The sequence below is a fragment of the Psychromonas arctica genome (genome assembly GCF_038155225.1).
In the GTDB taxonomy this organism is placed as follows: Bacteria; Pseudomonadota; Gammaproteobacteria; order Enterobacterales; family Psychromonadaceae; genus Psychromonas; species Psychromonas arctica_B.
In genome coordinates this window covers 1-211 of record NZ_JBAKBA010000401.1, presented here as the reverse complement: position 1 = coordinate 211, position 211 = coordinate 1, and the positions used below count along the sequence as shown (strand labels likewise).

Here is a 211-nt window from a genome sequence, read left to right as displayed (position 1 = left end):
AAAAATCAGATTTGGTTAAGTTCTGCTGGTACTGTTAATCGTGTTACTGGGGTAGAAAGCCACTTCAAATACAATGCCCAACATCGTCCTACTCAATGGGTTCAATCACAGGTTTTCTATCAAATTTTTCCAGATCGTTTTTGTAAGGGAAATCCTGATATTGCTGTCAAAACAGATGAGTACCATTATCATAATGGTGATCATCGAGTGA

1 protein-coding gene is annotated in these 211 nt (G+C 37.4%); it reads left to right on the top strand.

What is annotated here, in order from left to right; translation table 11 throughout:
- A partial coding sequence (locus V6255_RS18915) for a hypothetical protein (protein ID WP_341629477.1) occupies positions 1-211 on the top strand: 211 nt, incomplete at both ends.